General features: G+C 63.8%; 24 protein-coding genes. 10 read left to right on the forward strand and 14 right to left on the reverse strand.

What is annotated here, in order from left to right; all coding sequences use genetic code 11:
* Positions 1-181 precede the first annotated feature (181 nt).
* Positions 182-403: a 50S ribosomal protein L31 gene (gene rpmE, locus FJ972_RS05660; protein ID WP_006327661.1), complete on the reverse strand. Its 222-nt coding sequence runs from the start codon at positions 401-403 to the stop codon at positions 182-184.
* Between the two features lie 208 nt (positions 404-611).
* On the opposite strand from rpmE, the gene FJ972_RS05665 reads away from it, so the two are divergent.
* Positions 612-2,411 carry an ABC transporter transmembrane domain-containing protein gene (locus FJ972_RS05665; RefSeq protein WP_140493152.1) on the forward strand — a complete coding sequence of 600 codons (1,800 nt, stop codon included), beginning with the start codon at positions 612-614 and terminating at the stop codon, positions 2,409-2,411.
* Between the two features lie 18 nt (positions 2,412-2,429).
* Here the strand turns inward: FJ972_RS05665 and FJ972_RS05670 are convergent, their stop codons facing one another.
* Entirely contained in the window at positions 2,430-3,917 is a 1,488-nt protein-coding gene (locus FJ972_RS05670; RefSeq protein ID WP_140525040.1) for a carboxypeptidase M32, read from the reverse strand.
* Positions 3,918-4,059: 142 nt separating this feature from the next.
* Between FJ972_RS05670 and FJ972_RS05675 the strand changes: the two genes are divergently transcribed.
* Positions 4,060-4,413, forward strand: a complete 354-nt coding sequence (locus tag FJ972_RS05675) for a DUF1304 domain-containing protein (RefSeq protein ID WP_140493158.1) — start codon at positions 4,060-4,062, stop codon at positions 4,411-4,413.
* A gap of 77 nt (positions 4,414-4,490) precedes the next feature.
* Here the strand turns inward: FJ972_RS05675 and FJ972_RS05680 are convergent, their stop codons facing one another.
* The 11 genes from FJ972_RS05680 to FJ972_RS05730 all read right to left on the reverse strand — a co-directional run bounded on the left by FJ972_RS05680 (position 4,491) and on the right by FJ972_RS05730 (position 12,964).
* Positions 4,491-4,916 (reverse strand): hypothetical protein, encoded by a 426-nt coding sequence (locus FJ972_RS05680; protein ID WP_140493161.1) that lies wholly within the window; start codon positions 4,914-4,916, stop codon positions 4,491-4,493.
* A 250-nt stretch (positions 4,917-5,166) separates the two neighbouring features.
* On the reverse strand, positions 5,167-6,198 hold the full coding sequence (locus FJ972_RS05685) for a peptidoglycan -binding protein (protein WP_140493164.1): 1,032 nt from the start codon (positions 6,196-6,198) through the stop codon (positions 5,167-5,169).
* 1 nt (position 6,199) lies between these two features.
* A complete protein-coding gene (locus FJ972_RS05690; protein WP_140493167.1) occupies positions 6,200-7,225 on the reverse strand; it encodes a MotA/TolQ/ExbB proton channel family protein in 1,026 nt (341 codons plus the stop codon).
* 105 nt (positions 7,226-7,330) lie between these two features.
* Positions 7,331-8,017, reverse strand: a complete 687-nt coding sequence (gene trhA / locus FJ972_RS05695; RefSeq protein ID WP_140493526.1) for a PAQR family membrane homeostasis protein TrhA — start codon at positions 8,015-8,017, stop codon at positions 7,331-7,333.
* A gap of 124 nt (positions 8,018-8,141) precedes the next feature.
* Positions 8,142-8,942 carry an inositol monophosphatase family protein gene (locus FJ972_RS05700; RefSeq protein WP_140493170.1) on the reverse strand — a complete coding sequence of 267 codons (801 nt, stop codon included), beginning with the start codon at positions 8,940-8,942 and terminating at the stop codon, positions 8,142-8,144.
* 87 nt (positions 8,943-9,029) lie between these two features.
* Positions 9,030-9,596, reverse strand: coding sequence for an elongation factor P (efp, locus tag FJ972_RS05705; RefSeq protein ID WP_140493174.1), 567 nt, complete (start codon positions 9,594-9,596; stop codon positions 9,030-9,032).
* Between the two features lie 112 nt (positions 9,597-9,708).
* Positions 9,709-10,026, reverse strand: a complete 318-nt coding sequence (locus FJ972_RS05710) for a UBP-type zinc finger domain-containing protein (protein WP_140525042.1) — start codon at positions 10,024-10,026, stop codon at positions 9,709-9,711.
* Between the two features lies 1 nt (position 10,027).
* Positions 10,028-10,201, reverse strand: a complete 174-nt coding sequence (locus FJ972_RS05715; RefSeq protein WP_181165380.1) for a hypothetical protein — start codon at positions 10,199-10,201, stop codon at positions 10,028-10,030.
* A gap of 36 nt (positions 10,202-10,237) precedes the next feature.
* The gene (locus FJ972_RS05720; RefSeq protein WP_140493180.1) at positions 10,238-11,278 is read right to left on the reverse strand and encodes a tetratricopeptide repeat protein; all 1,041 of its coding nucleotides are present in this window, start codon (positions 11,276-11,278) and stop codon (positions 10,238-10,240) included.
* 1 nt (position 11,279) lies between these two features.
* Positions 11,280-11,927: a thiamine phosphate synthase gene (locus tag FJ972_RS05725; RefSeq protein ID WP_140493183.1), complete on the reverse strand. Its 648-nt coding sequence runs from the start codon at positions 11,925-11,927 to the stop codon at positions 11,280-11,282.
* 131 nt (positions 11,928-12,058) lie between these two features.
* Complete coding sequence (locus tag FJ972_RS05730; RefSeq protein ID WP_140525043.1) at positions 12,059-12,964, reverse strand: DMT family transporter; 906 nt, start codon at positions 12,962-12,964, stop codon at positions 12,059-12,061.
* 130 nt (positions 12,965-13,094) lie between these two features.
* On the opposite strand from FJ972_RS05730, the gene FJ972_RS05735 reads away from it, so the two are divergent.
* The 3 genes from FJ972_RS05735 to FJ972_RS05745 all read left to right on the forward strand — a co-directional run bounded on the left by FJ972_RS05735 (position 13,095) and on the right by FJ972_RS05745 (position 15,238).
* Positions 13,095-13,535: an Lrp/AsnC family transcriptional regulator gene (locus FJ972_RS05735; RefSeq protein ID WP_140525044.1), complete on the forward strand. Its 441-nt coding sequence runs from the start codon at positions 13,095-13,097 to the stop codon at positions 13,533-13,535.
* Positions 13,536-13,622: 87 nt separating this feature from the next.
* Complete coding sequence (locus FJ972_RS05740) at positions 13,623-14,351, forward strand: class I SAM-dependent methyltransferase (RefSeq protein ID WP_140525045.1); 729 nt, start codon at positions 13,623-13,625, stop codon at positions 14,349-14,351.
* A gap of 116 nt (positions 14,352-14,467) precedes the next feature.
* Entirely contained in the window at positions 14,468-15,238 is a 771-nt protein-coding gene (locus tag FJ972_RS05745) for a sulfite exporter TauE/SafE family protein (RefSeq protein WP_140493196.1), read from the forward strand.
* Positions 15,239-15,259: 21 nt separating this feature from the next.
* On the opposite strand, the gene FJ972_RS05750 is transcribed toward FJ972_RS05745, so the two are convergent.
* Positions 15,260-15,811 carry a DUF2269 family protein gene (locus FJ972_RS05750; RefSeq protein WP_140525046.1) on the reverse strand — a complete coding sequence of 184 codons (552 nt, stop codon included), beginning with the start codon at positions 15,809-15,811 and terminating at the stop codon, positions 15,260-15,262.
* 321 nt (positions 15,812-16,132) lie between these two features.
* On the opposite strand from FJ972_RS05750, the gene FJ972_RS05755 reads away from it, so the two are divergent.
* From FJ972_RS05755 to FJ972_RS05775, 5 genes are all read left to right on the forward strand, one after another.
* A complete protein-coding gene (locus tag FJ972_RS05755) occupies positions 16,133-16,513 on the forward strand; it encodes a cbb3-type cytochrome c oxidase subunit I (RefSeq protein WP_140493202.1) in 381 nt (126 codons plus the stop codon).
* Between the two features lie 383 nt (positions 16,514-16,896).
* Positions 16,897-17,430 carry a DUF1465 family protein gene (locus tag FJ972_RS05760; protein ID WP_140525047.1) on the forward strand — a complete coding sequence of 178 codons (534 nt, stop codon included), beginning with the start codon at positions 16,897-16,899 and terminating at the stop codon, positions 17,428-17,430.
* Positions 17,431-17,523: 93 nt separating this feature from the next.
* Entirely contained in the window at positions 17,524-18,033 is a 510-nt protein-coding gene (ruvC, locus tag FJ972_RS05765) for a crossover junction endodeoxyribonuclease RuvC (RefSeq protein WP_140525048.1), read from the forward strand.
* Positions 18,034-18,088: 55 nt separating this feature from the next.
* Complete coding sequence (locus FJ972_RS05770; RefSeq protein ID WP_140493211.1) at positions 18,089-18,358, forward strand: AbrB/MazE/SpoVT family DNA-binding domain-containing protein; 270 nt, start codon at positions 18,089-18,091, stop codon at positions 18,356-18,358.
* Positions 18,336-18,755 carry a type II toxin-antitoxin system VapC family toxin gene (locus FJ972_RS05775; protein WP_140493214.1) on the forward strand — a complete coding sequence of 140 codons (420 nt, stop codon included), beginning with the start codon at positions 18,336-18,338 and terminating at the stop codon, positions 18,753-18,755. Before FJ972_RS05770 ends, FJ972_RS05775 begins: the two co-directional genes overlap by 23 nt.
* The last annotated feature ends 21 nt before the right edge of the window (positions 18,756-18,776 follow it).

An 18,776-nucleotide genomic window follows, 5' to 3' on the forward strand; every position in this document is an offset into this window, starting at 1 on the left:
GGTCGCTGCGAAGCAGCGGGGTGGGGCAGCGCCGACCCCCACCCCGACCTTCGGTCCGACCTCCCACACGGGACCGACAAGGCGGAGGTGGGGGCAAGCGCCAGCGTGAAGGGACGTGCATTGGCCAACAAAAAACCCGCCACGGGGGCGGGTTCTCTGGTCTGCGAAAAGCTGATGAGGCCTAGAGGCCGAAACCTTCGAAGCGCTTCTTGAACTTCGACAGGCGGCCGCCGCGGTCGAGCAGGGTCTGCTGGCCGCCGGTCCAGGCCGGGTGCGTGGTCGGGTCGATGTCGAGGTTCATCGTATCGCCTTCCTTGCCCCAGGTCGAACGGGTCATGTACTCGGTGCCGTCGGTCATGACGACCTTGATGGTGTGGTAGTCGGGATGGATATCGGTCTTCATGGCTCGGTTCCTGGTTTGCCGGGCGCGGCTGACGGGCTGAAAGCCTGCGTCGATGCGCCCCTTTTTAAAACTCGAAGCCGCAGCTATTGAGGAGCCACGGCTTCTAAAACGGTCGGCGAGCCTATACATCAGCCGGAATTGAATCACAAGGCCGCGGCAAGCGCATATTGAGGCGCATAGCTGAAGGCGGCCAAGAGGAAAGACCAGGATGGCGCAAACCAGCAGCGCAGACGAGCGCCGGCGCTCGCTCAAGCCGCTCAGGCGCCTGTTTCCCTACATCGGCCGCTACCGCACATTGGTGGCGGGCGCCGTCATCTCGCTGATCGTCGCGGCGGTGACGACGCTGGCGCTGCCGCTGGCGGTACGGCGCATGATCGATCATGGTTTCACGCCGTCCGGTTCCTCCTTCATCGCCGAATATTTCGCCGCGCTGGTGGCGATGGCCGCGCTGCTGGCGGCGGCATCGGCGGGCCGCTACTATTTCGTCATCACGCTCGGCGAGCGCGTCGTCGCCGATATCAGGCGCGATGTCTTTGCCCATGTGACGAAACTGTCGCCGGCCTTCTTCGACACTGCCCAGTCGGGCGAGATCGTGTCGCGGCTCGCCGCCGATACCACGCAGGTCAAATCGGCGGTCGGGGCGACCGCTTCGGTGGCGCTGCGCAATGTCATCCTTGGCCTCGGCGCGGTCGCGATGATGGTTTTCACCAGCCCGAAACTGTCCGGCCTGGTCATCGCAGCCATTCCAATCATCGTGCTGCCGCTGGTCGCCTTCGGCCGCTCGGTGCGGCGCAAGTCAAGGCAGGCGCAGGACACGCTGGCCGATGCCACCGCCTATGCCAGCGAGCAGATCGGCGCGGTGCGCACATTGCAGGCCTTCACCAATGAGACGCTGGTCACCGGGCGTTTTTCGGGTGCCGTCGAGGCCGCCTTCGAGGCCGCGCGCGCCTCGATCTTCGCGCGCTCGTTCCTCACCTTCTTCGCCATCTTCACGATTTTCTCCTCGGTCGTGGCGGTGCTGTGGTTCGGCTCGCGCGACGTGCTCGACGGCAATCTGTCGCCGGGCACGCTAGGCCAGTTCCTGCTCTATTCGGTATTCGCCGCCGGTGCGCTCGGCGCGCTATCGGAGGTCTGGGGCGAATTGGCCCAGGCAGCAGGTGCCGCCGAACGGCTGACCGAAATCCTCGCCGAGGAGCCGGCGATCGTGGCGCCTGCCAATCCCAGGCCGCTGCCGGTGGCGAGCAAGGGAGCGATCAGCTTCGAGGCCGTGTCCTTTTCCTACCCGGCCCGGCCCGACCGCGCCGCCGTCCACGGCCTGAGCTTCTCGGTCAAGCCTGGCGAGACGGTGGCGATCGTCGGTCCCTCGGGAGCGGGCAAGAGCACGGTGTTCTCGCTGATCCTGCGCTTCTACGATCCGGAGACCGGCAGGATCCTGATCGACGGCGTCGACATCCGCGAAGCCGACCCCCTTTCGATACGGCAGCGCATCGCCATCGTGCCGCAGGACGTCACCATCTTCGCGGCCAGCGCGCGCGACAATATCGGCTTCGGCCGGCCGGGCGCCAGCGAGTCAGAGATCGAAGCGGCGGCAAAGGACGCGCTGGCCGACGAATTCATCCTCAAGCTCGAGAAGGGCTATGACAGCCAGGTCGGCGAGCGCGGCGTGACGCTGTCGGGCGGGCAACGCCAGCGGGTGGCGATCGCCCGCGCCATCCTGCGCGACGCGCCGATTCTGTTGCTCGACGAGGCGACCTCGGCACTCGACGCCGAAAGCGAGACGCTGGTGCAAATGGCGCTGGAGCGGCTGATGCGGGGCCGCACCACGATCGTCATCGCGCACCGCCTGGCGACGGTGCTGAAGGCCGACCGCATCCTGGTGATGGATGGCGGCCGCATCGTCGAGGAAGGCACGCATCAGAGCCTGGTGACCAAGGGCGGCATCTATGCCCGGCTGGCCAAGCTGCAGTTCGAGACCGGCGCCAGCGCCTTCAGGGGCGCGGCTGAGTAGCGGCGACGCTGGGCGTGCTCACGCGGCTCCATACCGTTTGCGCAGGTGGTCGGTGAAATAGACGGCATTGAGCTTTTCACCGGTGGCGCGTTCGAGCAGGTCGGGCGTCGACCAGCGCGATCCGTGCGACCATATGTTCTTGCGGCGCCAATCGTTGATGGCACCGAAATTCCCCATGGCAAGATCGTCATCGGCCGACGGATGCTCCCGCGTCAGCGCCGCCCATTGCTGCGCCGCCATTATCGCGCCCAGCGTGTAGGAGGGAAAGTAGCCAAAGGCGGCAGCAGGCCAATGCACGTCCTGCATCGGCCCGTCCGCGGGGTTGTCGATGGTTGAGAGGCCGAGATAGTCGCGCATCCTGGCGTCCCAGGCCTCGGGCAGTTCGGCCACCTCGAGCCTGCCGGAGACGAGCTCCTGCTCCAGTTCATAGCGCAGGATGACATGCAGCGGATACGTCACCTCGTCGGCATCGACACGGATCAGGCCGCGCTCGACATGGTGGACATGCGGCAGGATGTCGTCGAGCGACCAGATTTCGCCGAGATGCTTTTCCACGACCGGCAATGCCCAACGCCAGAAGGCGGGATTGCGCCCGATCTGCTTTTCAACGAACAGACTCTGGCTTTCATGCACGGCCATGCCGCGCGCCTTGCCGAGCGGCCAGTGCGACCAGGCCTTCGGCAGGTTCTGCTCGTAGAGTGCGTGGCCGGTCTCGTGCAGCACGCCCATCAGCGCCGACAAGAAATCGGAAGTCTTGTAGCGGGTGGTGATGCGCACGTCGCTCGGCACACCGCCACAGAACGGATGGTGCGACACCGACAGCGAGCCGTGCGTCAGGTCGAAGCCGACCGCCGCCATCATGGCAAGGCCGAGTTCACGCTGCCTGTCGATCGCGTAGCTGCCCGCAAGCGGCTTCAGCGGATGCTTGCGCAGCCGCGCTTCCTGCGCCGCCAGCGCTTCCGGCACGAACCCCTTGAGGAAAGCCTTCAAGTCGGCGAACACCGGGGTGATGTCGGCGGTGCGGTTGCCGGGGTCGTATTGCTCCATCAGCGCGTCGTAGGGGGCGAGGCCGAGGATGTCGGCGCGCAGGGCCGCCTCTTCGCGCACCAGCGCCACCACGCCTTCAAGCGCCGGCAGGAAGCCCGCCCAGTCGTTCTTGGCCCGCAGGTCGCGCCACAGCTGCTCGCAGCGCATGCGGGCGGTCGTCTGGCGTTCGACGAATTCGACCGGCAGGCAGGTCAGGTTGGTGTATTGCCGCCGCAGTTCGGCCAGCGCCGCCCGCTGTTCATCGTCAAGCGCCTCGCCTTCGGCGGCGGCGATCCAGTCCGCTATTTCCGGCGCGGTCGCCCTGGTGTGGTACATGCCGGCAAGTGCCGCCATGGCCTCGGCGCGCTTCTCGCCGCCACCGACGGCCATGTGGGTCGCTTCATCGGCGCCGAGGATGGCCAGCGCGTGCTCCAGGGCTTCGAGCTTGTGGCCGAGGTCATCGAGTTTTTGAAAGGACATGGCGGCTTCCGTGATTGGGAAGGGCGAAAAAGATACCAACGCCGGCGCGTTTGCAACCCTCACGCGCCGTCCGGCAGATGCGCCTTGCGCTGGCGAGCCGACGCGTGAAATGCTGCCCGACGATACATCACGAGGGAATACGATGATCGGCAACATCCTGGTCGGGCTGGTGGCTTTGATCCATGTCTATATCGTCTATCTGGAGATGGTGCTCTGGGATACGCCGCGCGGGCACAAGGCATTCCGGCTGACGCCGGAATTCGCCAGCGCCTCGAAGGTGCTTGCCGCCAATCAGGGTCTCTATAACGGCTTTCTCGCCGCCGGCCTGATCTGGGCCCTCTACCTCGGCACGGCCGGTTTCCAGGTCAAGGTTTTCTTCCTGCTCTGCGTGGCCGTTGCCGGGCTCTACGGGGCGGCAACGGTCGGTCGCAAGATCCTGTTCGTGCAGGCCGCGCCGGCAGCGGCTGCCTTGGTAGCGGTCTGGCTCGGCTGGTGAGGAAAAGAGGCGCCTGCGGGATTGGGTCCCGTAGACGCCAGGTGGTCCCTTCCTTTTGGGCCGCGATCAGAATGGCCTCAGCCGTTCGGATAGTTCCCGCCGTCGGCGCCGTCGCCCATCAGGAAACCGCTACCGATGTCGACCCTCAGCCGCTGGTCGACATTGTCGAGACGGCGCAGCAGGTCATGATATTGTGCGGCCGGTATCCTGCCGTGATCCGACGAGGCTATCTTCTCCGCCGCCTGACCTATGCGAGCGGTGCGCATCTCCAGGCGCTCCGCCGCGGCCGGGGTGATGTTGTTGGCCTGTCTGGCGGTGATTATGCCCTGATGCACGCCTTGAACCTGTTCAATGAGAGCCTCGACACGCGGGCCGGTCATGTCGGTTGGGTCGGTCGCGTCGAGCGCGCCCTTGTGGTGACCCGCGGCGTAGGCGCCGGCAAGCGGGGCGGCGACAAGAATCGCGGCAAGGGTTGCAGTCTTGAGAGATGCTGAAGAGCGCATGACGGCGCCTCCTTTTGCTGCGGAAAAGAACGGCTCTGCCGTTCCGCTTCCGGACGATGCGGGCCGTCCAGTTCCGTCGCGTCGCGATGGGAGGCATCGCCGGCGGTTCTCGGCCCTGCGCAGCACGCTAGGAGCGCTTTGCGGCGAAGTGTAATTAAAAAAAGATAATCTTTTCAGGCCTTGCCGGTGCACAACTGCGCCCTAGAGTTGAGCCGGCGAACAAATTCGCGTGAGATCGCGTGATGATGGATCACCGTTCGGTGAGCTTCAGTTCGATCCGGCGGTTCTTGTTGCGCGCCTCTTCGGTGTCGGCGGGATCGAGCGGCTGGAACTCGCCGAAGCCGGCGGCGACCAGCCGGTTGGCCGGCACGCCGTTCTCGATCAGGAACTTCACCACGGAAGTGGAGCGCGCCGTCGACAGCTCCCAATTGTCGCGATACCGACCGGTGCCGGACAGCGGCTTGTTGTCGGTATGGCCGTCGACGCGCAGCACCCAGTTGATCTCCGGGGGAATCTCCTTCTGCAACTCGATGATGGCGTCGGCAAGTTTCTTCATCTCGACCTTGCCGGCATCGTTGATCACCTCCGAGCCGGTCGGAAACAACACTTCCGACTGGAAGACGAAGCGGTCGCCGACTATGCGGATGTTCTCGCGGTCGGCGAGGATTTCGCGCAGGCGGCCGAAGAAGTCGGAGCGGTAGCGGTTGAGTTCCTGCACGCGCTGCGCCAGCGCCACGTTGAGGCGGCGGCCAAGGTCGGCGATCTTGGTGTTGGAATCCCGGTCGCGGGCCTCGGAGACGTTGAGCGCGTCCTCGAGCGCGCCGATCTGCTTGCGCAAGGCCGCGATCTGCTGATTGAGGATCTCGACCTGGCTCAGCGCCTGCTGGCTGATCTGGCGCTGGCTGTCGAGCTCGCCCGTCAGCGCCGCCGCGCGCTGGTTGGCCGCATCACCGGCGCCCGCACCTTGCGCCAGCAGCTGCTGGAGCCGGCTCTTCTCCGCTTCGGCCGCCGACAGCGATGCCTGCAGATTGGCGAGCGAATCCTCCTTGTCCTGTGTCGTGGAACGCTCCAGCGCCAGAAGCTGCGTCAGTTCGTTGATCTGCGAATTGAGACGCGACAGCACGGCGTCCTTGCCGGAGATTTCGCGGCCGAGCAGGAACTGCGCCAGCACGAAGACGGTGAGCAGGAACATGATGGCCAGAAGCAGCGTCGACAACGCGTCGACGAAGCCCGGCCAATAGTCGATGCGGCGGTCGGCGCGCCGGCTCCTGGCGAGCGCCATGCTAGTGCACCCCGGTCTTCTTCAGGGCGTCGGCGATCTTTTCCAGCGTGTTGCGCATCGCCTTTTGTTCATCCGACTGTGCTTCGACCCAGTCGCGCATGATCTGCTGCTCGGAGCGCATGTTCTTGACCAGGCCGGAAATGCCGTCGGCGAGATTGGCCATGGCGGTGGCGACGCGCGGATTGGAGCCGCCGCCATTCTCCTGCATGCTGCGCAGCCGCTCCGACAGCAGGCGGATTTCATCGGAAGGCTCGGTCCGGACCGCGTCGGAGACGACGATGTCGGACGACAGGTCGGTGACCGAGGACAGCCAGTTCTCCAGTTCGGTGTAGAAGCGCGTCTGCGCGCGGCCGGCCTGCAGGTCGAGGAAACCGAGAACGAGCGAGCCGGACAGGCCGAACAGCGAGGACGAGAAGGCCGTGCCCATGCCGGCGAGCGGCGCCGACAGCCCTTGCTTCAGCGAATCCAGCACAGCGGCGGCATCGCCGGTGCCGGGATCGAGCGACTCGATGGTCTCGCGGATGGAGCCGATCGTGTTCAGCAGGCCCCAGAAGGTGCCGAGCAGGCCAAGGAACACCAGGAGGCCGACGAGGTAGCGCGAGGTGTCGCGGCTTTCATCGAGCCGCGTGGCGATGGAGTCGAGCATGGTGCGCATCGAGCTGGTCGAAAACGCCATGCTCGACGAGCGGCCGATCATCGCCTTCATCGGCGCCAGCAGCACCGGTTCGGTGATCTCGGAACCGGCGCGGAAGGAGTTGACCCAGCGCACTTCGCGAAACAGCCGCCCGACCTGGACGAAGGCCAAAAGGATGCCGACGGCAAGCACGCCGATGATCAGGCCGTTGAGCCCCGGATTGGTGACGAAGGCGGTCGAGATCTGCCGTGTCAGGATCGCTGCGATGAAGGCGACGATGGCCAGGAAGATGACCATGGTCAGGAGAAAGACCTGCGGGCTCGACAATTTGTGTGGGTCGTAGATCAGCACGTCGGAGCGCCTGCCCATGCCGAAGGATCTGAGAAAAGCCATCCGTGCCCCGTTTCCGATGCCGCTGCCGCCGATCACGTCGTCGGCGACTCTAAACGGAATTGTGACCAAATTGAATGGTGCTTGGCAATATTGCCGCCAGCAGTTTCAGAGACGGTTGATGACCAGGCAATCGACCATCGCCGCCAGATGCAGGCCTGCGCCGGTGACCACGAAACCATGCCACAGCGCGTTGTGGAAGCGCAGCCCCTTCCAGGCGAAGAAGATCACGCCGCAGGAATAGACGACGCCGCCGGCGACGATGAGCACGATCGCCGTCGTCGGCAAGGTAGCGACGAGCGGCTCGACCAGGACGATGCCGCTCCAGCCGATGGCGAGATAGAAGACGATCGCCAGCCGGTCGAAGCGGCCGGGGAAAAACACCTTTATGGCGATGCCGATAATGGCCGCGGTCCAGACCAGGACGATCATCCAGCCGGCCAGCGCCGAGCCGTCGAGCTGCGCGAGAAAGGGCGTGTAGGTGGCGGCGATGAGCAGATAGATCGCAGCGTGGTCGAAACGCCGCAAAATCCATTTCACCGGCGAAGTCACCGGCCATAGATTGTAGGTCAGCGACACCGAGAGCACGGTGAGCAGCGACACGACATAGAAGGCGGCGGCGATGTATTCGCCCGGTCCGACCCGAAAGGCGGCCAGCGCCAGCAGCGCCGAACCGGCCGCGATCGCCAGCACGATGCCGACGGCATGGACGATGCCGTCGGCGATCATCTCGGCACGCGAATAGTGCCATCGTCCGACAAAGGGGATCTCGATCTGCGGCGGCGTCTTGATCATCATCATCCTGCGTCAACCCTATCTGGGCAAGCGCCGGACAGTATTTCAAGCTTTGTTTGCGGTTTTGCGACTGCGGCGCTTCAGCGCGGCGGGGATTTGACATTACTCCGCGCTTATTCCTGCTTCAGCGGGCAGCGAGCGGCTTTTTCACGGCCTTCAGGAGGGCGCGCTGGATGATCTCGTTGCCGGCGACGACCGAACCGTTGTCGAGCATGTCCTGACCGCCGTCCATGTCGGAGGCGAACCCTCCTGCTTCACGGATCAGCAACAGGCCGGCTGCGATGTCCCAGGGCGACAGGCCGACTTCCCAGAATCCGTCCATGCGGCCGGCGGCGACGTAAGCGAGATCGAGCGAGGCCGAACCCAGGCGCCGGACGCCGGAAACCTCGGCCATGACATTGCGTAACTCGATCAGGAAATTGCCATGCTGGCCACGCCCCAGATGCGGCACCCCGCAGCCGATGACGGTGTCGATGAGCTTGGTGCGGCCGGCGACACGCAGGCGGCGGTCGTTCATGAAGGCGCCGCCGCCGCGCTCGGTCGTATAGAGCTCGTCCATGGCCGGATTGTAGATCACGCCGGCCACGATCTGGCCCTGGCGCTCGAGCGCGATCGAGACAGCGAAAAGCGGAATGCCGTGCAGGAAATTGGTGGTGCCGTCGAGCGGATCGACGATCCAGCGGTGCTGGCTGTCATCGCCGGCGATCGTGCCGCGCTCTTCCATCAGGAAGCCGTAACCGGGCCGCGCCTTCGACAGTTCGGCAAAGACAATATCCTCGGCCTTGCGGTCGGCCTGGCTGACATAGTCGCCCGGTCCCTTCATCGAGACCTGCAGGTTCTGGACCTCGCCGAAATCGCGCGACAGCGAGCGGCCGGCCTTCATTGCGGCCTGGACCATGACGTTGAGAAGGGCTGAGCGTGCCATCGTAACTCTTCCTGCTGCACGCGCTTTAACCTTTGTCCTGATGCATGTCGGTGACCCGAAACCTGGGCCACCTCTGGGCGACATGCATCAGTCGGCGCGGCGCATATAAGTGATTTCATTGGTGTCGACGACGATGCGTTCCCCCGCGCCGATGAATGGCGGCACCAGCACGCGAATGCCGTTTTCCAGCACCGCGGGCTTGTAGGAAGAGGCCGCCGTCTGGCCCCTTACCACCGGGTCCGCTTCGGTGATGGTCAGCGTTACCTGGTCGGGGAGCGAAATGCCGATAGGCCTTTCCTCGTAGAGCTGGACCGTCACCATCATGCCGTCCTGCAGGAAAGCGGCGCGGTCTCCGACGAAGTCCTTCGCCAGCTCGAGCTGCTCGTAGCTCTCGGTGTCCATGAACACCAGGGCGTCGCCCTGCTCGTAGAGGAAGGAAAAATCCTTGAGATCGAGCCGGATCTGCTCGACCGTCTCTGCCGAACGGAAGCGCTCGTTCAGCTTTGTGCCGTTGATGAGGTTCTTCAATTCGACCTGGTTATAGGCGCCGCCCTTGCCCGGCTTGACCGTGTTGGTCTTGACGGCCACCCACAGGCCGCCATCGTGCTCGATGACGTAGCCGGGACGGATTTCGTTGCCGTTGATCTTGGCCATAATGATGTGATCCGGGAATGAGATGTTCGCAAGACAGCGATTTCGGGCCTCCAAGACCACAAATCGCCCGAAGAGGCAAGCTGGCGCTGATCGGGTGTCCCGTGGCGGCGGCTCAATCGAAGCGCACGATGGTGCCGCGTTGCGGCGTCTTGTCCTGCGAGAAATCGAGCATGACCTCGTCGACATAGCACCAGCCCCACGTCTCGGGCGGGTCGTAGGCCTCGATGACCGGATGGCCGGTCGCCCGGTAGTGGCCGGTGGCGTGACGGTTCGGAGAACTGTCACAGCAGCCGACATGGCCACAGGTGCGGCACAGCCGCAGATGCACCCACCAGGAACCGGTCTTCAGGCACTCCTCGCAACCTTCGGCGCTTGGCGTTACCTCGAGGATGAAGCTGCCATGCGTGCATCGTTTGTCGGGCGAAGCCATTTCATTGCCTCCTTGGAGAAGCGATGCCGCGATATAAACCCTCAACCGCTCTCATCGAAACCGCGGCGACCGCTTCGGTAATGATATCGAAGACTTTTGCCAGCCGACGGATCTGCGACGACCGCATGATAGCCATCTGCATGGAAAGATCGAGGTCACTTGCCTCGACGAGCATCGCGCGATGACTTCCGCTGGATTTCCGCTGATCGCGTCAGGGCAGGCGGTTTGCCTTCTGCAGTGCCTGCTTGGTCTGGTCGTCGCTCAATCCTTGCAGGAAATCGTCCATCTCGGGGTCGATGAGGCCGGCGCGGCGGGCGACGATGTACCAGGCGCCGGCAAGCACGAGGTCCGGCTCGGTGCCGATGCCTTGCATATAGAGTTTCGCCAGGCGGTTCTGGGCGGCGACATTGCCGCCTTCGGCGGCCTGCTTCATCCAGCCGAAGGCGGATTTCAAATCACGCCCGCCGCCGCGGCCCTCGATCATCCAGGTGGCGAGGTCGAGTTGCGCGGTGTCATAGTTTTGCCGCGCGGCCTGAGCCAGCAGGCGCCGGGCCTGGGCGTCGTCGCGCGATTTGCCGCCGACGCCGTTGGCATAGATCTGTGACATCGCATACTGGGCGTCGGCGAGGCCGGTCGCCGCGGCGCGCTCGTAATAGGTCACGGCCTTGGCGATGCCGGCGTCGCCGGGGTCCTGCTGGACCAGCATCTGCGCGAAATTGAATTGTGCCAGCCGGTTGCCCGCTTCGGCGGCGGCCTGCATCAGCGCATAAGCTTCCTTTTCGTCCTTTTTGACGTAGCGGCCGTCGAGCAGCATCAGCGCATATTGGAACTGCGATTCCGGCACCCCTTGCTCGGCGGCGGCTGCGTACCATTTCGCCGCTTCGGCCGCATTAAGGGGCACGCCCAGTCCGCGCGACAGGATCTCGGCCACCAGCGTCTGCGCCGCCGGGTCGCCGTTTTGCGCGCGCACCAGCGCGAGGTTGTAGGCGGTCTTGTAGAGCCCGCGCTGGAAAGCGCCGTAGGCCGCATCCGCCGGCTTGGCGCCGAAGCGGTCGGGATTGATCGCGTCGGCCGAAGGCAATGGCGCTGGCTCGGCGGTGGTGGCGGGCTGCGGCAGCTGCTTTTCGATCGGCTTGTCGGTATGCACGCCGGCATCCGGCTTAGGGTGCGGTAAAGGAATCGTTTCGGCGGCAGCGGCCTGGATCATGACCGCAGCAAGCAGGGCCTGAAGGGGAAGCCTTGCCGAAGACACGTCAGTCCTCGAAACGCGGTGCGGTTTCGTCGAGCAGCGCATTGGCCTGCGCGATCGCCGCCTTGGGATCGACACCGTCGGCGAACACCGCACTCGACAGGGCGACGAACTCGGCGCCCGTATCTGCGACGGTTTCGATCGAAGCGAGCTCCGATCCGGCCATGACAATGCAGGGGATCTGAATCATCTGCGCCCACCATTGTCCCAGCGCCACGTTGCGCGGATGCGGATCGGGCTTGTTGTCGTAGCCGAAGCGGCCGAAGAAAATATAGTCGGGCCTGACTTCGCCGAGTTCGAGCGCGTCATCACGCGTCTTGGCGCCGCCGGCGCCGACCATCATTTTTGCCTGGAAATGCTCGACCGTCTCGGCGAGCTCGGCCTTGGAGACCTCGACATGAATGCCGTCGGCCTGGACACGCCCGGCAATGCGCGTATCGCCGGCAATGACGACCGCGATGCCGGCCGCCTGTGCCGCCGGTACGATTTCGGCGGCGAAGGCCTGGAAGGAAGCTTCGTCCATGTCGTTCTGCGGCAGGATGAGCGAGGCGACGTCGCCGCCCTCGAACGCCGAGACGATACGGGCGGCCGGCACGCGAGATGGCGCGATCAGCACGATGCGGCAGCGATTGGGGGGCGTTGCGTCGTTCATGGTCTTCGATCCCGGGTTTCGCCTATGCCGGGCGAAGATGGTTGGATTGCGGCATAGAGCAAAGTGCCCGCTTTGAACAGGCGGGCAGGCGGGATCGCTATTTTTGACCGCCGAAGCGCCGGCGATTGGCGTTACTCGATCGGTTGCGCACCTGCCGCGGCAGGCCTTGGCTTCCACAATTTCCAGCCGAGATTCATGCCGGCGGCCGCGATCAGGATGGCGGCGGCACCGACGAGTTGGCTGAGATGCAGGCGATGGCCGAATGCCGTGACGTCGACCAGGATCGCAACGATCGGGTAGATGAAGGACAGCGACCCCTGCAGGTGCGTCGGCAGCTTCTGGATGGCGCCGTACATCAGGATGTACATCAGACCGGTGTGGACGATGCCGAGCGTCGCCAGCATGGCCCAGCTCCTTGCGTCGGTCGGAAGATGCGAGAGATTGGCGAAGGGCGCCAGCATCAACACGCCGACGCAGACCTGGACGAGCGCGATGAGATGCGGCGGCGTGCCCTTGAGCTTTTTGGTGACGATGGCGGCGACGGCCCAGAAGAAGGCAGCGGCCAGCGCCATGACGATGCCGGCGAAATAGTTGGTGCCGATATCGCCGGCGTCAGGGGCGGCCTCGACGATCAGCACCATGCCGGCGAAGGCGATTGCCAGCCAAGTCAATTTCGTCAGGGTCAGCCGCTCGCCGAAGAAGAGCGCGCCGAAGCCGACCAGCATGAAAGGCTGGGTATTGTAGACAGCGGTGGCGATCGAGATCGACGCGCGCGAGAATGCACTAAACAGCAGCAGCCAGTTGACGACGATAGCGGCGCCACCGAGGGCCGCGATGGCGAAAACGCGAAGCGACAGCCTGTTGCGCAACAGGCCGAGGCCGACGCAGATGAAGAGCAGCGTCACCGCGCCGAAAGCGCAGCGCCAGAACACCACATCCATGATAGGCTGGCCGGACAGGACGACGAACCATCCGATCGTTCCCAGGATCGCCATTGCGGCGGACATTTCGATCGTCCCACGTGCTGTATCGCTCACGACAAATCTCCAGATCGTTGCTTGTGCATAATCTCATGCTGATCCTGAGCTTTCCACCCAGCGAGAAAGGTGACATGCTGGTTTTGCCTATTAAAAATAGGCAAATACCCGGAAATCCTGAGAATGTGAAATGCTTGACGATCTCGACCGACGTCTCCTCGAAATCCTGGTGAGGGATGCGCGGACTTCATTGAAGGAGCTGGCCGGCCAGGTCGGGCTGTCATCGCCGAGCGTTTCGGAGCGGCTGAGGCGGCTCGAGGAGCGCGGGGTTATCAGGGCTTTCACCGTCGAGATCGACCCGCTGGCGCTCGGCTATACATTGCAGGCGATCGTGCGCATCAAGCCGCTGCCGGGCAAGCTGCACATCGTCCAGAAGCTGATCGAGGAGATCCCTGAGTTCGGCGAATGCGACAAGGTCACGGGGGACGACTGCTTCGTGGCCAGGCTGTTCGTGCGCTCGATCGGCGACCTCGACGGTATCCTCGATCGCATCGCCGACAAGGCCGAGACCAGCACCGCCATCATCAAGGCGCAGCCGATCCGGCGGCGGCCGCCACCGCTCGGCGCATGACCGGTCGGCCTTTCTTGACTCTGCTTGGCGGTGGTGGAAATGCGTGGCGGCTCCGCCAGTCAGGCATATGAACAACGAGGAAAGAACATGGCGCAGAATGTCTACGATCAGCCGGATTTCTTCGCAGGCTACAGCCAGCTCGGCCGGTCCATCCAAGGGCTGGACGGCGCCGCCGAGTGGCCGGCGTTGCGCGCGATGCTTCCCGACCTCGGCGGCTTGCGAATCGTCGATCTTGGTTGCGGTTTCGGCTGGTTCTGCCGCTGGGCTCTTGAACACGGGGCCAAGGAGGTTCTGGGTCTCGACCTGTCGGAAAAGATGCTCGCCCGGGCGCGTGCCGCCGGCCCGGACGCCGGCATCGTCTACGAACGCGCCGATCTCGATGAACTCAGCCTGCCGCCGACGGCTTTCGATCTCGCCTACAGCTCGCTTGCCCTGCACTATGTCAGCGATGCCGCGCGGCTGTTCCAGACCGTGCACCGGTGCCTAGTCCCCGGCGGGCATTTCGTCTTCTCGACGGAGCATCCGATCTATATGGCTCCGACCCATCCCGGCTGGTCTGTCGATGCCGAAGGCCGCAAGACATGGCCCGTCGACCGGTATCTGGTGGAGGGACCGCGCAAGACGGACTGGCTGGCCAAGGGAGTTGTGAAACATCACCGCACCATCGGCACCACGCTCAACACGCTGATCCGGTGCGGCTTCACCATCGAGCATGTCGAGGAATTCCGTCCGACCGACGCGCAGATCGCGGCCAAGCCCGAACTGGCGGAAGAGCTCGAGCGGCCGATGTTCCTGCTGGTCTCGGCCCGGCGATAGGCAGAGCAGAATGGGCCGGCCTTGCTGTGGCGACGCCCACATTTGCTGTCGCTCCGCTCGGGAATCTGGGCTATTCAGGCGTTGACTCGCTTTCCCTCCAGACCAGTCCCTCCTCCATGTCAGGCCTGCTTTCCGATCCGTGGTTCTATGCGGCCGCCGTCCCGGCGGTCATTCTGGTCGGCCTGTCCAAGGGCGGGTTTGGCGGCGCGGTCGGTTTCGTCGGCGTGCCGCTGATGGCGCTGACCATGCCGCCGGTGCAGGCGGCGGCCATCCTGCTGCCCATCCTGTGCCTGATGGACATCGTTTCGGTATGGACATGGTGGGGCGTCTATAACAGGAAGATGCTGGTCGACATGATGCCCGGCGCGGTGATCGGCATCGGTCTCGGTTGGCTGACGGCCGCACTGGTCACCGAGGAGGCCGTGCGGCTGATCGTCGGCGCCGTCGCCATCATTTTCGTGCTGCGCTGGCTCTATCTGAAGTACCGCCACGGCGCCGACCATGCGGCGCAGCCCAACCGCGTCGCCGCGGCCCTCTGGGGCACGGTCGCCGGCTTCACCAGCTTCGTCGCCCATGTCGGCGGCCCGCCCTTTCAGGTCTACGCGCTGCCGATCCGGCTCGACCCGAAGGTGTTGTCCGGCACGGCGGCGATCTTCTTTGCCGCCACCAACGCGCTGAAGCTCGTTCCCTATTTCGCGCTCGGCCAGTTCGACAGCACCAATCTGACCGCGTCGGCGGTGCTGATGCCGCTGGCGCCGCTATCGACCATCGCCGGCGCCTGGCTGGTGCGCCGCATGCGTCCGGAGATCTTCTATCCCTTCACCTATGCGACGGTGGCCGTCGTCGCGGTGAAGCTTCTGTGGGACGGGATCGCCGGCCTGATGTAGCCGGGACCGTTTTCGCCTGCCTCAGGCGACGCTCGGCACCATGCGCCTTGGTCGGCCGAGCGCCAGGGTGGCGCCAGCCGCCAACACAAGCCCCATGGCGGCAAGGACCGTGAAGTCGTCGATGGTCGGCTTCAGCACCATGTCGGCGATGATGATCAGCATTACCGCATAGTCGAAGCGCGCCGCCCGCAAGATGCGCTGGCCAGAGGCAAGGGCGGCCGGCGTCACGCCATCCCTGGCGATCATCGCGCCCATGTGGTCGGCGCTCGGCTTGAAGACGAACATGCCGATTGAAAAGGTGGTGGCGTAGCCGGCAAGGCCGATCAGGATCCACAGTTGCGAGAAGCCGACCCAGAACCAGCACATGATTAGCCCGAAGGCCAATGTCAGCATCGACATCGGCGCGAAGAAGCGGTTTCCCAATTCGCCCGTAGCCCGCATTGCCTGCAGCGTTCCCTGGATGTTTCCCGACCGATCGGCGAGCGTCGCCAGCACCATCAGCGCGAAACCGCCGCCGACCCATAGGGTCGCCGAAAGAATGTGCAGCAATTTAACGATCGAATACCAGTCCATGCTTCTCCCCGGCGCCTGATGTAGCGGAAGGAGCGAATCCTCGCCTGCCGCTTCGATGGCCAAGCGTTTATCGCCGCGCCTGTTTCGGAACGATGTCGTGAAAAAACCAGTTCTGTTTCAAGTGCCGGCTAACGTAAGGAGCCACTGATATTGCGAGCGCGCCATTCGGTTTTCTGCTATTATGAGGGGCGTCCGGGGGCGCGACATCGTCCAGAAACAGTGCCGATGCTAGTGCGCCCGCGCCGGGAGCCCGGTGGCGAGAGCAATCGCCTGACGATCAACCCTTTCCCGAACACGGGAAAGGCAACTCGGGGGAAAGATATGCAAGGGGTAGCACGGAATTTCTTCACGCTGGCCGTTATCTATGCGCTGTGCGGCATGGCGCTCGGCCTGTACATGGCGATCAGCCAGGACCATGGCCAGATGCCGACCCACGCCCATACGATGGTCGCTGGCTGGCTGATGTCGGCGGTCTTCGCCTTCTTCTATCACCTGTTTCCGGCGGTCGGACAGAAGACGGTTGCCGTCGTTCACTTCTGGCTGACCGCAATCAGCGGCATCGGCCTTTTGATCGGGCTCTACTTCCTGCTTGGCGGCGATGCCGCGATCGAACCGCTGGTGGCGGCGTCTTCGATGGGTTTCTACGCGGCCTTGCTGCTGTTTGCCTTCATTGCCTTGCCGGCGGTTTGGAAAACGGCCTGAGCCGAGTCTCGGCACATCCTTCAGGAACTGTGCTGTTACGGCACAGTGGCGCGGGGTTCGCTCAAAAAACATCGGCGCCGTTAAGGGTTCATTAAGCTTTACAGGCGTTTACTATGCGCATCCAGTGATCTGGATTCTTACCGAGTGGTTGGAGCCACTTTGTTTGACGCCTCCCTGTTAAACTCCTGAGAGCCGCCTTATCCGCGGCTCTTTTTTTGTCCGCTTTCCAGCGACACGGTCCGCACCGGATCACGTTAACCTTCTGTTAAACATGTGCTTGCCTTCACCCCGGACGAGGCGCATTTTCAAGCTTCAGTTATGTAGGGTTCCGGGTGTATCGGCAGTAAGCCGAATCGGCCGGTTGCAAGTGCAGGGGCGTATCGATGAACGAGCCTTCGAAGGGCAGCGCGAAAACCGTCAAGCTGGCGGAACGTCGGGTCTTTTCGCACTCCTTCAAACCGCTCTATCAGGAAGGCATGGGGCTGGTCGAACAGGCGGCGGAGTATCTCGACGGCAAGGGCCGGGCCGAGGCCAAGAAGCTGTCGCGGCTGGCGGCCACGCTCTATGCGGCCGAATCGATGCGGCTAACCACAAGGCTGATGCAGGTCGCCTCGTGGCTGCTTCTGCAGCGCGCCGCGAATTCCGGCGAGATGACCCGCGACCAGGTCGCGTCGGAAAAGTCCAAGGTGCGCCTCGACACTGCCTCCGCCCATGACGAGGCGGCCGGCTGGGCCGAACTGCCCAAGGATTTCCTCGACCTCGTCAACCGGTCGCTGCGCCTGCAGGCACTGGTGCGCCGCATGGACGAGGAGATCTACGGCGCCGGCGCGGTGGTCGACATGCAGCCCTTGAGCCGCCGGCCCAATCCGGTCTCGGACCAGATCAGCCTGCTCAACACGGCTTTCGCCCGCAACTAAGGGGTTCGGAGCATTTCTGGCCCCGGCAGGCTGCTGTTTCCGGTTTGTTCACATTTCGCTGGCATCGCTGTCTCCGGGAGGTAGAGTAACCGGATGGGGGACACGATTCGCATCATCGGTATCGATCCGGGGCTCAGGCGCACCGGCTGGGGCATTGTCGAAAGCCTCGGCAATTCGCTGCGCTTCGTCGCGTCCGGCACGGTGCGTTCCGAAGACAAGGCGGCGCTGGCGACGCGGCTGTGCCAGCTGCATGACGGGTTGGCTGAAATCCTGCATACGGCCATGCCGCATGAGGCGGCCGTCGAACAGACCTTCGTCAACAAGGATGCGGTGGCGACGCTGAAGCTTGGCCAGGCGCGCGGCATCGCCATGCTGGTGCCGGCACGCGCCGGCCTGGTCGTTGCCGAATATGCACCCAATGCCGTCAAGAAGGCGGTGATCGGCGTCGGCCATGGCGACAAGAAGCAGATCCACATGATGGTGAAGGTGCTGCTGCCGAAAGCGACCTTCGACACCGAACATGCCGCCGACGCGCTCGCCATAGCCATTTGCCACGCGCATCACCGGCAAAGCGTCGCCTATCGGATGGCACTTGCCGGTTGACGATGTTCTTGACTTGTTCCCTTGTCTGTCGTAGGTAATACTTTGAGGTATTACCATGCGCGTCACCACCAAAGGCCAAGTCACGATCCCCAAACAGATAAGGGATCACCTGGGTATCCGCCCGGGCTCCGAGGTGGAATTCGTGGCCACCGATGAGGGTGCTCGGCTTGTGGCCGTCAACGAGAATCTCCCCGAGGAGGAGAAATTGCGCAGGTTCAGTAATGTCCTTGACCGGATGGAGGGGACGTTGGATCTGGGTGGCATGACGACCGACGAGTATATGGAGTGGCTGAGGGGGCCGCGTGAAGATCTCGACGTTGATTGACACAAATGTCCTGATCGACGTTTGGGGGCCGGCCGGACCGCTGACAAAATGGTCGGCGTCTGCAATCGCCTCATGCCGCCGCGACGGCGACTTGGTGGTCAATACGATCATCTGGTCTGAACTGGCGCCGCTGATCGCCTCGGAGGCAGCGCTTCGAAAAGCGGTCGACATGCTCGAGATCGATCGCGAGTTTCTGCCCTGGGATGCGGCCTTCCTTGCAGGTGTGACGCATTCCCGTTATCGCCGTGCTGGTGGAATCCGCGAACGAACCTTGCCGGACTTCTTTATTGGCGCTCATGCGACCGTTGCCGGACATCGTCTTTTGACGCGCGACGCCGCGCGTTATCGCAGTTATTTCCCGGACCTTGACATCATTTCTCCTGAAACGCACCCATGAGGGCCTATCTTCCATGAAAGA

The organism is Mesorhizobium sp. B2-1-1, from assembly GCF_006442975.2.
In the GTDB taxonomy this organism is placed as follows: Bacteria; Pseudomonadota; Alphaproteobacteria; order Rhizobiales; family Rhizobiaceae; genus Mesorhizobium.